Origin of the sequence: Streptomyces sp. NPDC048277 (genome assembly GCF_040652235.1) — a bacterium.
In the GTDB taxonomy this organism is placed as follows: Bacteria; Actinomycetota; Actinomycetes; order Streptomycetales; family Streptomycetaceae; genus Streptomyces.
This window is the reverse complement of the sequence record NZ_JBEZLQ010000015.1, coordinates 1-13,225: the sequence shown is the minus strand read 5'-3', so window position 1 is coordinate 13,225 and position 13,225 is coordinate 1. Positions and strand designations below refer to the sequence as shown.

At 69.6% G+C, this 13,225-nt stretch carries 10 protein-coding genes and 1 pseudogene; 4 read left to right on the top strand and 7 right to left on the bottom strand.

Annotated features, from left to right (window positions below; genetic code table 11):
* Positions 1-211 precede the first annotated feature (211 nt).
* Genes AB0D85_RS29745 through AB0D85_RS29735 form a run of 3 tightly spaced genes read left to right on the top strand, consistent with a single transcriptional unit; the run spans position 212 to position 3,535 of the window.
* Positions 212-1,762, top strand: coding sequence for a circularly permuted type 2 ATP-grasp protein (locus AB0D85_RS29745; RefSeq protein ID WP_362326754.1), 1,551 nt, complete (start codon positions 212-214; stop codon positions 1,760-1,762).
* Positions 1,759-2,691, top strand: a complete 933-nt coding sequence (locus tag AB0D85_RS29740) for an alpha-E domain-containing protein (RefSeq protein ID WP_362326751.1) — start codon at positions 1,759-1,761, stop codon at positions 2,689-2,691. The genes AB0D85_RS29745 and AB0D85_RS29740 overlap by 4 nt, the downstream gene beginning before the upstream one ends.
* 1 nt (position 2,692) lies before the next feature.
* Positions 2,693-3,535, top strand: a complete 843-nt coding sequence (locus AB0D85_RS29735; RefSeq protein ID WP_362326748.1) for a transglutaminase family protein — start codon at positions 2,693-2,695, stop codon at positions 3,533-3,535.
* Between the two features lie 53 nt (positions 3,536-3,588).
* Here the strand turns inward: AB0D85_RS29735 and AB0D85_RS29730 are convergent, their stop codons facing one another.
* From AB0D85_RS29730 to AB0D85_RS29700, 7 genes are all read right to left on the bottom strand, one after another.
* On the bottom strand, positions 3,589-4,695 hold the full coding sequence (locus tag AB0D85_RS29730; protein WP_362326745.1) for a substrate-binding domain-containing protein: 1,107 nt from the start codon (positions 4,693-4,695) through the stop codon (positions 3,589-3,591).
* 374 nt (positions 4,696-5,069) lie between these two features.
* Positions 5,070-6,521 carry a hypothetical protein gene (locus AB0D85_RS29725; RefSeq protein ID WP_362326742.1) on the bottom strand — a complete coding sequence of 484 codons (1,452 nt, stop codon included), beginning with the start codon at positions 6,519-6,521 and terminating at the stop codon, positions 5,070-5,072.
* A 305-nt stretch (positions 6,522-6,826) separates the two neighbouring features.
* A complete protein-coding gene (locus AB0D85_RS29720) occupies positions 6,827-7,273 on the bottom strand; it encodes a helix-turn-helix domain-containing protein (RefSeq protein WP_089100113.1) in 447 nt (148 codons plus the stop codon).
* Between the two features lie 5 nt (positions 7,274-7,278).
* Positions 7,279-8,457 carry a molecular chaperone DnaJ gene (dnaJ, locus tag AB0D85_RS29715; RefSeq protein ID WP_362326738.1) on the bottom strand — a complete coding sequence of 393 codons (1,179 nt, stop codon included), beginning with the start codon at positions 8,455-8,457 and terminating at the stop codon, positions 7,279-7,281.
* A gap of 45 nt (positions 8,458-8,502) precedes the next feature.
* Positions 8,503-9,159 (bottom strand): nucleotide exchange factor GrpE, encoded by a 657-nt coding sequence (gene grpE, locus AB0D85_RS29710; RefSeq protein ID WP_362326734.1) that lies wholly within the window; start codon positions 9,157-9,159, stop codon positions 8,503-8,505.
* Complete coding sequence (gene dnaK / locus AB0D85_RS29705; RefSeq protein WP_362326731.1) at positions 9,156-10,991, bottom strand: molecular chaperone DnaK; 1,836 nt, start codon at positions 10,989-10,991, stop codon at positions 9,156-9,158. The genes grpE and dnaK overlap by 4 nt, the downstream gene beginning before the upstream one ends.
* A 94-nt stretch (positions 10,992-11,085) precedes the next feature.
* A complete protein-coding gene (locus tag AB0D85_RS29700) occupies positions 11,086-12,105 on the bottom strand; it encodes an MraY family glycosyltransferase (protein WP_362326728.1) in 1,020 nt (339 codons plus the stop codon).
* Positions 12,106-12,329: 224 nt separating this feature from the next.
* Between AB0D85_RS29700 and AB0D85_RS29695 the strand changes: the two are divergent.
* Positions 12,330-13,225 (top strand): annotated as a pseudogene (locus tag AB0D85_RS29695) (Fe-S oxidoreductase); the annotation flags it as partial.

Below are 13,225 nucleotides of genomic sequence, written 5' to 3'. Positions count from 1 at the left end.
GCAAGGTTGATGTTGCTTCCCACGGGCGTTGCCGGACGCCCGGCGGAGCCCCGGCCGGCATCCCCCGCGGGCCGGGGCACCGCGCAACGCGTCCACGGGGGAGACGCGTTGCACGGGAGGGCCGCTCGCGGGCGCGTGGCGCGGCGGACCAGGCGAATCCCCGAAATCCGCCAGTGATCGCCGCGTTACGTGCCCGCTCTAACGTCCCCTCATGGCGGACATATTTGACGCGTACGCGTTGGCCGACGCGTGGGACGAGATGTTTGTGCGGCCGGGTGAGGTCAGGACCGCCTATGAGCCGGTGCTGGCGGCACTTCAGCCGATCGAGCCGAGTGAACTGCGCTTCCGGGCCGACCAGATGGCCCGTGCCTTCACCGACCGGGGCGTGACCTACGCCTTCGCGGGCGAGGAGCGGCCCTGGCCGCTGGACCTGGTGCCCAGGATCCTCGACGCCCTGGAATGGGATCTCATACGAAGAGGGGTGGGCCAGCGGGTCAGAGCCCTGGAGGCCTATCTCGCCGACGCCTACGGACACGCCCGCGCCTTCGAGGACGGCGTGGTCCCCTGGCGGCTGCTGCTGGGCTCGCCGCACTTCCACCGGGCGGCGCACGCGGTGGAGCCGCCCGGCGGGGTGCGCATCCATGTGGCCGGGATCGACCTGGTCAGGGACGAGGCCGGCGCCTTCCGGGTGCTGGAGGACAACGTGCGGGTGCCCAGCGGGGTGTCGTACGTCATCGAGAACCGCCGGGCCATGACCCGGATCTTCCCCTCGCTCTTCGCCGAGCAGCACGTCCTGCCGGTCGACGGGTACGCCCAGCGGCTGCTGGCCGCGCTGCGGGCCGCGGCGCCCGGCGGGGCGGCGAGCGACCCCCGGGTCGTCGTCCTCACCCCCGGCCCCAGCAACGCGGCCTACTTCGAACACGCCCTGCTCGCCCGGCTGATGGGCGTGCAGCTGGTGGAGGGCCACGACCTGGTGTGCCGCAGCAACCGGGTGTGGATGCGGACGACCCGGGGCGAGGTGCCCGTGCACGTCGTGTACCGGCGGCTCGACGACGACTTCCTCGACCCGCTGCACTTCCGCCCCGACTCGGTGATCGGCTGCCCCGGCATCCTGAGCGCCGCCATCGCCGGGAACGTCACACTCGCGAACGCCGTGGGCAACGGCATCGCCGACGACAAACTGCTCTACACCTACGTCCCGGACCTGATCCGCTACTACCTCGGCGAGGAGCCGCTCCTCCCCAACGTGGAGTCCTACCGCCCTGATGAACCGGGCCAGTTGGAGGCGGTCCTCGACCAGCTCGACCAGCTCGTGGTGAAGCCCGTCGACGGGGCCGGCGGACAGGGGATCGTCATCGGACCGAAGGCCGACGCGGACACCCTGGAACGCACTCGCAAAGCAGTCGCCGCCGACCCGCGCGGCTTCATCGCCCAGCGTCCGGTCGCCCTCTCCACCTCTCCCACCCTCGCGGGTGACCGCATGGCACCGCGCCACATTGACCTGCGCCCGTTCGCCGTGAACGACGGCGACGACATCTGGGTGCTGCCCGGCGGCCTGACCCGAGTTGCCCTCCAGGAGGGCAACCTGATCGTCAACTCCAGCCAGGGCGGCGGCTCCAAGGACACCTGGGTACTCGCCGAGGGCCCGGCGGAGCGCCCCGCGCCGGTCGGCGCGGCGGGCCCGATCCCCGCGGTCGCCCCGCGCCGCCTCGGCCCCGACGGCACCCGTGCCGTCGTACCGGAAGGAGCCCAGCAGCAGTGAACGACGTGATCCTCTCCCGTATCGCCGAGTCGCTGACCTGGACCGGACGGTATGTCGAGCGGGCCGACGCCACCGGCCGGATCCTCGACGCCTATCTGCACCGGATGCTGGAGGACCCCTGGCGCGACGAGGACGCCGCCTGCCGCTCGCTGTACGCGATCCTCGGGGTGGACGCCGGCGCGGAGCCGGTGGACATGCAGCAGGTCCTGGACCAGCTCGCCTTCGACGCCCGCTCCACGTGCTCCATCGAGGGCGCCCTGAGCGCGGCCCGGCTGAACGCGCGCAGCGCCCGTGAGGCCGTCTCCTCCGAGATGTGGGAGTGCCTCAACTCCACCTGGCACGCACTCGCCGACCAGCGCCGCGCGGCCCGCCGCACGGGCCCCTACGCCTATCTGGAGCTGGTCCGCAGCCGGGCCGCCCTGTTCTTCGGGCTCGCCGACTCCACGATGAGCCGGGACGACAGCTGGCGGTTCGTCGTCCTCGGACGCAGCCTGGAACGGGTGGACATGACCGTACGGCTGCTGTCGGTGCGCGTCCTGGACGCGGCGCACGCGCCGGACTGGACCACGCTGCTCAGCGCGAGCGGGGCCGACGAGGCGTACGCGCGGGTGCACAGCGGGTTCGGGGACACCCCGCGGGTGGCCGAGTTCCTGCTCCTGGACCGGGACTTCCCGCGCTCGGCGCTGCACGCGCTGACCACGGCGGAGGAGTGCCTGGCCGCGCTCGGCCGGCCCCGCCAGGATCCGGCGCGCTCGCCGATCGGCCGGGTCCGCACCCGCCTCGAATACCTGGACACCGCCTCCCTGGAGGAACAGCTCCCGGCCCTGCTGCGGGAGTTGCAGCAGGCCTGCATGACGTCCGCCGACGCGGTGGCGGAGCGGTTCTTCCCGTACCAGGGGCCCGTGGAGTGGGCCCAGGAAGGAGCCTGACATGGCTCGTCGCCTCCGCATCCGGCACACCACCCGGGTCTCCTACGCCCAGCCCGCCGCCTCCTCGCACAACGAGGTCCGGATGACCCCGCTGACCCTGCCGGGGCAGACGACGCTGGACGCGCGGGTCACCGTCAGTCCCGCGACCGCGGTGTGGTCGTACTGGGACTACTGGGGCACCCAGGTCACCGGCTTCGATCTGATCGACCCGCACGAGGATCTGACGATCACCGCGTCGAGCCTGGTGGAGACGTCGGCGCCGGAGCCGCTGCCGGCGGCACCGGCATGGGAAGAACTGGCCGAACGGGCCGCCGGGTCACGGCTGGTGGAGTTCGTGAGCCCCACAGGGCGTACGACGGTGCCGAACAAGCTGGTGAAGAAGGCCCGGGGCGCTGCCGCCGGGCTGGCGCCGCACGAGGCCGCGGAGGCCGTCTCCGGGCTGGTCGCCGACCGGGTGGCGTACCTTCCGGGAGCCACCGGGGTGAACACCTCCCCCGCGGAGGCCTGGGCCCAGCGGGCGGGGGTGTGCCAGGACATCACGCATCTGACGATCGCGCTGCTGCGCGGGGTGGGACTGCCCACCCGGTACGTCTCGGGCTATCTGCATCCGGAACGGGAGGCGGAGCTGCACCGGCCCGTCGCCGGGCAGAGCCACGCGTGGATCGAGTACTGGGCGGGTGAGTGGTGCGGCTACGACCCCACGAACCGGGTGCGGGCCGGGGAGGACCATGTCGTCGTGGGCCGGGGCCGGGACTACGACGACGTCACTCCGCACAAGGGGATCTACCGGGGGGTGCCGGGAGGGGCTCCGGAGGTGAGTGTGGAGTTCACGAGGGTGGCGTAGTCGGCTGCGGGTTCCCCGCGCCCCGACGGGGCGCGGGCTCCTGCCGCCGGGGCCTACTTGAGGCCCACCGCCGCGCAGGCCGACTTGTACGCGGCCGTGCAGATCTGCGAGATCTTGAAGATGCCGTCGGCGACGACGGTGTCCTTGATCTTGTCCTTCGTCACGGCGTTGACCTGCACCAGCTGGGACGGGATGTTCTTGTTGGTCGGGCTGTCGACCTGGTCCTGGGTGAGCGCGTCGAACTGGATGTCCTTGCCCTGGACCTTGTAGACGGCCATCTGGGCGGCGGCCTCGGCCTCGTCCGGGTAGGGCTTGTAGACGGTCATGTACTGCTCGCCGGCGAGGATCCGCTGGATCGCGTCGAGGTCCGCGTCCTGGCCTGTGATCGGCGGCATGGTCGTGACGCCGGCCGCCTTGAGGGCCTTGACGATGCCGCCCGCCATGGCGTCGTTCGCGGAGTAGACCGCGGCGACGTTGTCCTTGCCGATCGAGGCGATCGCCTTGGTCACCTCCTGCTCGGCGATGTCCGGGTTCCAGTCCTTGGTGTCGTACGTGGCGGCGATGGTCACCTTGCCGTTCAGCTCGGACAGGGCGCCCGTCTTGAACTGCTTGGCGTTCGGGTCGGTCGGCGAGCCGTTGACCATGATGACCTTGTCGGAGGTGTCGACGTTCGACCCGAGGCCCTCCAGGAGGGTACGGGCCTGCACCTCGCCCACCAGCTCGTTGTCGAAGGAGACGTAGGAGTCGATCGGGCCCTCGGCGAGGCGGTCGTAGGCGATGACCGGGATGCCCGCGTCCTTGGCCTTCTTCACCGTGCCGGCGATGGCGTGCGCGTCGACCGAGTCCAGGATGATCACGTCGACCTTCTCGTCGATCATCTTCTGCATCTGCGTCGCCTGCTTGGAGGCGGACGACCCGGCGTTCTGGTAGTCGACCTTGCCCTGCTTGTTCGTGAGCTCCGCGATCTTGGCCTTCATGATCGGGTAGTCGAAGTTCGTGTACCGGGTGTTGATGGTGTCCGGCATCAGCACGCCCACCGTGATGTCGTTGCCCTTGGTCGGTGTCGCGGAGGTCGATGAACCCGTCGCGTTGAGCACGCCGCAACCGGCGAGCGAGAGGGTCATCGTGGACGCGGCCACGAACATGGCTATACGACGCATACGGGGGCTCACTTCAGGTGCGTTCCGGACGTGGGGCTCTTTGCGACCCAGATGTCTGAAAAGCCAACGCGCAGGCCACACCCGACGTCAAGCGGAATCACTTAACGAGTCCGCAACAGCACGCTCCGCTGCACCTGTGAAGGCCGAGCGGAATCACCTCCAAACACCCTTTACGGACCCTCCATGCAAAGGGAGTTCATGGGGAGGCAAAGATCAGTACAACCAAGTCCATTCCTCGTGAGTCGACATCAGGAACGACCATCCCGGTCGTACTCACTCGTATCGGCCTGACCAGAGGATCGAATGAACCGCTCCTGGCGTTGCTGGACCGTGGTGGCCAACTCGCCGTACCCCGGACGGTGGTCCGGGTGACCTCACGAACGGTCTTCGAGGTCAGGGAACAGCACGAGTTGGTCACCTCGGCACGGTCGGGTCTTTGCGCCCGGCTTGGGCGTGCCTGCCGTCCTGGGCGGGCTCGCGGTCCCGCACGCCCTCGGTGTGGACACGGCCTGGCCGGTAGCTCTCCCCGCGCTCATCCTCCGGTGAGCGGGGGTCACACCTGGCCGACGCCGAATCCCGTGACCGAGGGCGCGCCTACCGATGGCCACCCCAGCTGCGTGATGCCGGGTGACCGTAGTCTTCTTCGACTGCTGCTGGAGAGGCTTGGCCCAGTGCTGCCCGCCCCAGCAGCTGGTGTAGGCCGGGTCGACCGCGACAACCACCAGGCCCCGGTGGTTGGCCATGCCGCGCAGCCGCTCCCGGAAGCGGGCGGTAGGGATTCCTGCCACGGTACGGCGGAAGCGTCTGCCGCGTCTGCCCCTGCCCATGGACTCCCGCCCGATGGCGCGAGCGTCGGTGAATCCCAGGTTCTCGATGGCCATCCCGGCACAGTCGTACTCCAGGGCGAGTGCGATCAGGTCGCTGATCGCGGCACGCAACCGTCCGTCCCGGGCGGTGGCGGGGCCGGTCAGGTCGAGCGGGATGGTGATCGGATCGCCGATCGGGTTGCCGTGCACGTCGAGCACACAGGCAGCAAGGTGGTCGGCGTTCAGATCGACTCCCAGCAGCCGCGCGCTTCGTGCCTTGAGCTCCTCCGGAGTGGGCAACACTGTGATCTCGGCCGACCAACTCGCGTCCAGGTACCAACGGCCACTTGCCGAGTCGCAGGCAATGTCGTAACGCACGGCCCTGTGGGCGGTGACCCGGTCCAGCCATTCCTCGTGACGATGGGAGAACCGCACGCTGCCGGCCATCCGGTAGCGGCCTCGCGGGGAGTTGGCCAGGTGCCGCAGTTCCTCCGGCAGCACGATCGTCACCGAGCCGTCGGACGGATCAACGGTGATGGTGTAGTTGCCGTACGAGGCGCCGGACTCGCCATCTGCGGTCAGGAACAGCCGCGCACCCTCCCACCGCTCGCGCCACTGGGCCTCGCTCAGCTGTGCGTCGGGAAGGTTGTGACGCTGCTTTACGAGGCGCCTGCCACCGACGACAACGGCGGGACACCCCGAGGCGATCTTCTGCTCTACGACGGCGAGCCGGGCCTTGAGCGCCTGCATGCGCTGCTGCTTCTGGACCCGTTCATTCTGGTCGGCGTAACCGCGCACACCGTCCCTCGACCGCCTGCCACAGGCAGCGGTCAGGCGCCGGGTGATGATGTGGATGGACCGGCGCAGCCCAGCCCGCTCATCGTGGAGGCAACGCATGGACAGCTGATACTGGTCCTCCGAGACACGGGTCATTGCTCCGGTCCACCGGGACGAGGACACCGAGGTGAGCTTCTTCTTCCGCTCTGCCCGCTCGGCCCAGCAGGCGGAGTACTTTCTCATCGGCGGGATCCGGACGCAGCCGATCTCGGATCCGGGCCCCTGACGGCGCGGCAACCGTGAACGGAGCCGCCAGCGCACGCAATGCGCGCTTCCTCCCACGCTTGCCTGCCACCGTCGGCCCCTCCCTCCTCGGCATCACTGCGAACTCAGCCACCACCACCGATCATGCGTTCCAGGGACTCCAAGATCCTGATAAACCATCTAGTTCACCCATATGGGCTACGCGATGGCCTCGTCACCGTCCGAACAACGCCGAAGGGGCCCGGAGGTCGGTGAACCTCCGGGCCCCTTCGTGCAGGGTGTTGCTAGTCCTTGGCCTTCTTCGGCCGCCACACCACCAGCGCGCTGGTCTGCTGGACCTCCTGGTACGGGACCAGGTCGCGGCGGTAGGAGGCGTGGACCGCCGCTTCCCGCTGCTGCATCGCTGCCGCCGCGCCGTCGACGGCCGCCTGGAGTTCGGCGACGCGCTGCTGGAGCGCTATGACCTGGTTCTCCAGTTCGATGATGCGCTTGATGCCGGCCAGGTTGATGCCCTCGTCCTGCGACAACGCCTGCACCTGGCGGAGCAGTTCGATGTCGCGGGCCGAGTAGCGGCGGCCCCGCCCGGCCGTGCGGTCCGGGGAGACCAGGCCGAGGCGGTCGTACTGGCGCAGCGTCTGCGGGTGCAGTCCGGAGAGCTGGGCCGCCACCGAGATGACGTAGACCGGGGTCTCCTCGGTCAGTTCATACGGGTTACGTCGACGGCCGTCCATCTCTGTCATGCTCCCTTCGCGGCCTCGAACAGCTCGGCCCGCGGGTCCTCGCCCGCGGTCGCCTCGCGATACGCCTCCAGCGCGTCACGAGCCTTCCCCGACAGGTCCTTCGGGACACTCACCTCGACGGTGACCAACAGGTCGCCGCGGGTGCCGTCCTTGCGGACCGCGCCCTTGCCCCGGGCGCGCATGGTGCGGCCGTTGGGCGTGCCCGGGGGCAGCTTCAGGGTGACCGGCGGGCCGCCCAGGGTCGGGACCCTGACCTCGCCGCCGAGCGCCGCCTCGGTGAAGGTCACCGGGACGGTCACCGTGAGGTTGTCGTCCTTGCGGCCGAACACCGGGTGGGTGTCGACATGGACCATGACGTACAGGTCGCCCGCGGGGCCGCCGCGTTCGCCCGGCGCGCCCTTGCCGCGCAGCCGGATGCGCTGGCCGTCCGTCACCCCGGCGGGGATGCGGACCTGCATGGTCCGGGACGACTTGGCGCGGCCGCTGCCCTTGCAGTCGGGGCAGGGGTTCTCCGCGATCAGGCCGCGGCCCTTGCAGTCGGGGCAGGGGTCGGTGAGCGAGAAGCCGCCGCCGGATCCCCGCGCCACCTGACCGGTACCGACGCAGGTCGGGCACACCCGGGGTGTGCCGTTGGCGTCGCCGGTGCCCGAACAGGCCTTGCAGGGGGCCTGCGAGGACATCCGCAGCGGGACCGTGGCGCCCTCGATGGCCTCCGTGAAGCTGAGCGTGACCTCGGACTCGATGTCCTGGCCGCGCCGGGGCTGGGTGCGGGTGCCCGCGCCGCCGCCCCGGTTGAACAGGCCCCCCAGGACGTCACTGAAGCCGCCGCCGCCCCCGCCGAAGCCGCCCCCGCCCTGGGCGCCGCCCCCGAAGAGGTCGCCCAGGTCGAAGTTGAAGTTGCCGCCGCCCGCGCCCGGCCCGGGGCGGAAGCCGCCGTTGCCGAAGAGGGCGCGGGCCTCGTCGTACTCCTTGCGCTTCTTGGGGTCGCCGAGTATGTCGTTCGCCTCGGAGATCTCCTTGAAGCGCTCCTCGGCCTTGGCGTTGCCCTTGTTGGCGTCCGGGTGGAACTCGCGGGCGAGCTTCCGGTACGCCTTCTTGATCTCGGCCTCGGTGGCGTCCTTGGGGACGCCGAGGACCTTGTAGTAGTCCTTCTCGATGAAGTCCTTGGTGCTCATCCCCGACGCGCCCCCTTCCCGGTGTTCCGCGTGTTGTCTACGACTTCAGCCCTCCTCAGGGCCGTTGTCCTTCTCGTCTCCCGCCGCGGGGGCCTCCTCGGCACCCTCGGCCTTCGCCGGCGTCGCCCCCGGCTGGGGTTCGGCGACCGCCACCCGCGCGGGGCGGATGGTGCGCTCGCCGATGCGATACCCCGGCTGCAGAATCGCCACGCACGTCGTCTCGGTGACGTCCGGCGCATAGCTGTGCATCAGCGCCTCGTGGATCGTCGGGTCGAAGGGCTCGCCCTCCTTGCCGAACTGCTGCAGGCCCATCTTCGCCGCGACCGTCTCCAGCGACTCGGCCACCGACTTGAAACCGCCGACCAGCTCGCCGTGTTCCCGGGCGCGGCCGATGTCGTCGAGCACGGGCAGGAGTTCGGTCAGGAGGTTCGCGATGGCGATCTCCCGGACCGTGATCCGGTCGCGCTCCACACGGCGGCGGTAGTTCTGGTACTCGGCCTGCAGGCGCTGGAGGTCCGCGGTGCGCTCGCCGAGCGCGGTGCGTACCTGGTCCAGCTGCGCCGTCAGACCGGCGACCTGTGCGCTTGCGTCCCCGGCCGGGGCCGCCCCCTGAGCGGGAGCGGCCTTCGGCTCGGCGTCGTCGGGGGTGGCGCCGGAGGGGACGTCGGGCTTCTCCTCGAAGCCCGGGGTCTCCTCCGTCACGCGGCACCGTCCTTGCGCTCGTCGTCGACGATCTCGGCGTCCACCACGTCGTCGGCCCCGTCACCGGCAGGGGCACCGCCGGCCGCGGCACCCGAGGCCTGGGCGTCGGCGTACATGGCCTGGCCCAGCTTCTGGGAGACGGCCGCGACCTTCTCGGTGGCGGTGCGGATCTCGGCGGTGTCCTCGCCCTTGAGCTTCTCCTTGAGCTCCTCGATCGAGGCCTCGACCTCGGTCTTGATCTCGCCCGGGACCTTGTCCTCGTTGTCCTTGAGGAACTTCTCGGTCTGGTAGACGAGCTGCTCGCCCTGGTTGCGGGTCTCGGCGGCCTCGCGGCGGCGGTGGTCCTCCTCCGCGTACTGCTCGGCCTCCTGGCGCATCCGGTCGACCTCGTCCTTCGGCAGCGAGGAGCCGCCGGTGACGGTCATCTTCTGCTCCTTGCCCGTGCCAAGGTCCTTGGCCGTGACGTGCATGATGCCGTTGGCGTCGATGTCGAAGGCGACCTCGATCTGCGGGACACCGCGCGGGGCCGGCGGCAGACCGGTCAGCTCGAACATGCCGAGCTTCTTGTTGTACGCCGCGATCTCGCGCTCGCCCTGGTAGACCTGGATCTGGACGGAGGGCTGGTTGTCCTCGGCGGTGGTGAAGATCTCGGACCGCTTGGTCGGGATCGTCGTGTTCCGCTCGATGAGCTTGGTCATGATGCCGCCCTTGGTCTCGATACCGAGGGACAGCGGGGTGACGTCGAGGAGCAGGACGTCCTTGACCTCGCCCTTGAGGACACCGGCCTGGAGGGCGGCGCCGATGGCGACGACCTCGTCCGGGTTGACGCCCTTGTTGGCGTCCTTGCCGCCGGTCAGCTCCTTGACGAGCTCGGCGACGGCGGGCATCCGGGTGGAGCCGCCGACGAGGACGACGTGGTCGATCTCGCCGAGCTGGATGCCGGCGTCCTTGATGACGTTGTGGAACGGGGTCTTGCAGCGCTCCAGCAGGTCCGCGGTCAGCTGCTGGAACTGGGCGCGGGTGAGCTTCTCGTCGAGGTGCAGGGGGCCCTCGGCGGAGGCGGTGATGTAGGGCAGGTTGATCGAGGTCTCCGTGGAGGAGGACAGCTCGATCTTGGCCTTCTCGGCGGCCTCGCGGAGGCGCTGGAGGGCCATCTTGTCCTTGCCGAGGTCCACGCCGTGGCCGGCCGCGAACTGCTTGACCAGGTAGTCGACGACGCGCTGGTCCCAGTCGTCACCGCCGAGGTGGTTGTCGCCGTTGGTGGCCTTCACCTCGACGACGCCGTCGCCGATCTCCAGGAGGGACACGTCGAAGGTGCCGCCACCGAGGTCGAAGACGAGGATCGTCTGGTCGTCCTTGTCGAGGCCGTACGCGAGCGCGGCCGCGGTGGGCTCGTTGACGATACGGAGGACGTTCAGACCGGCGATCTCGCCGGCCTCCTTCGTCGCCTGGCGCTCGGAGTCGTTGAAGTAGGCCGGGACGGTGATGACCGCGTCGGTCACCTTCTCGCCCAGGTAGGCCTCGGCGTCCCGCTTGAGCTTCTGCAGGATGAACGCGGAGATCTGCTGGGGGTTGAAGTCCTTCCCGTCCAGCTGGATCTTCCAGTCGGTGCCCATGTGACGCTTCACGGACCGGATGGTCCGGTCCACGTTGGTGACCGCCTGGCGCTTGGCGACCTCGCCGACGAGGACTTCGCCGTTCTTCGCGAAGGCGACGACGGACGGCGTGGTCCGGGCACCCTCGGCGTTGGTGATGACGGTGGGCTCGCCGCCTTCAAGAACGCTGACGACGGAGTTAGTCGTGCCCAGGTCGATGCCGACCGCACGTGCCATGGTGATTTCCTCCAGCTGACTTGAGTGGAACGGACTCAAGTGTGCATCAAGCTTCGCCGTGGGTCAACAGACCTGAGTGGAGCAGGCTCAAGTCTTATCCGTTCCTTATACGCAAGTGCCCGCCGACCTGCGGAGATACGGCCGATCGAGGGCCGTAGACAGGGATCCGAAGGAGTACGAGTACGGCGATCAGGGTGACGCCGGCGACCCAGGTGACGGTTGCGGAGGCGATCCAGCCGCCGTGTGCGAGCACCGCGACGGACACCCCGGCGAAGGATCCGGCGCCGAGGACGACCGTCGCGCCGGGCGAGCTGAGCCCCAGCCGCCGCAGCCGGTGCGCGAGATGGTCCGGCCCGCGCCGCAGCACCGGCCGCCCGGCGAGGAGCCGCGACAGCAGGACGAGGAGTACGTCCGCACTCGCGACGGCGGTGAGCGCGAACAGCACGCCCGTACTGGCGGCGGGATCGTGCCCGGCGCGGGTGAACAGCGCGCCCGCGGCCAGCACGAACCCGGCGAACAGCGAGCCGGTGGCACCGAGGGCGATCCGCGCGGGATGCCAGTTGTGCATCAGGAACCCGGTGAGCGCGGCCGCGAGCACACTGAGCAGCACGGCGAGCCCGTCCATGACCTCGGCGGCGGCACAGGCGCCGGTCCCGAAGGCGGTGACCACGCCGACGGTCCCGGCGAGCCCGTCGGCGTGGTCGAGCCCCTTGAAGGCGACGGCGACAAAGGCGATCCAGGCCACGGCGAGCGCCCCGCCGGCGGTACCGAACTCCTCGTACGGCACGACGCACGCGGCCGCCACGGCCGTACCGAGCAGCAGGAACCGCGTCTTGAGCCGCCACACGTCGGCGACCAGCCCGAGCAGCGCCACCGCCGCCCCGGCGACCAGCAGCCGCCCCACCCCGGTACCGAGCGGGGCGACCCCGCTCCAGTCGCCGACGCCCGCGACCGGACAGGTGGCGCCGACGACGGCGAGCCCGCCCAGCGCCGGCACCGGCCGCACCCGCCTGCGGTCGACCAGCCGCAGCCGCAGGGCGGCCGGCCGGATCAGCGCGGAGAGGACGGCGGCGAGCAGCAGGGCGGTGGTGGCGGCGGCGATCCCGTAGAGCACAGGTCCAAATTAGACCCGAATGTAACAATCATGTACGAATAACACGATCGGCTTCCGGAAGCGGGGCAGGTACCCCTCAGCGACTCAGATCACTCCGCGGCTGGCTACAGTGCGAGTAAAGATGCGGGTAGTCTCAGACGGACTGCATAAGTTACCGCTTAGTAATTTCGGGCACCCTCAAGAAAGAGACCCGAAGAGACCCCTCGCAGGCCCGAGGAGCCCCCATGCAACTCGCCGCGATCATCGTGTCGCTGGTTCTGATCGTGGTCGGTGTGGCGTTGTTCGCCCGCGCCGTCCTCCAGATCTACACCTTCATGCGGCTCGGCCAGAACGTGCCCGCCGGCACCCGTACCGACGAGCCCGTCCAGCGGACCGTCACGGTGGTCCGGGAGTTCCTCGGTCACACCCGGATGAACCGCTGGGGCATCGTCGGCGTGGCGCACTGGTTCGTCGCGGTCGGCTTCTTCTCCCTCCTCCTGACGATCGTCAACGCCGTCGGCCAGCTCTTCCAGGCCGACTGGATCCTGCCGGTCATCGGTGACTGGGCGCCGTACAACATGTTCGTCGAGTTCATCGGCACCATGACCGTGCTCGGCATCCTGACGCTGATCGTCATCCGCCAGCTGAGCAAGCCGAACCGGCCGGGCCGCAAGTCCCGCTTCGCCGGCTCCAACTTCGGCCAGGCGTACTTCGTCGAGACGGTCATCCTGATCGTCGGCGTCTGCATCTTCACGCTGCACGCGCTGGAGGGCGCCCAGCACCACGTGGACTCCTACGAGGCGTCGTTCTTCATCTCGTACCCGGTCGTCTCCTGGTTCCGGGGCATGGACGTCTCCACGCTCCAGAACCTCACCTACTTCTTCGCCGGCCTGAAGATCGCGACCTCGTTCATCTGGATGATCGTGGTCGCCCTGAAGACCGACATGGGCGTCGCCTGGCACCGCTTCCTGGCCTTCCCGAACATCTGGTTCAAGCGGAACGCGACCGGTGAGACCTCGCTCGGCGCCCTGCTCCCGATGACCTCCGGCGGCAAGCCGATCGACTTCACCGACCCCGGTGACGACGACGTCTTCGGCGTCTCCCAGGTGGAGCAGTTCTCCTGGAAGGGCCTGCTGGACTT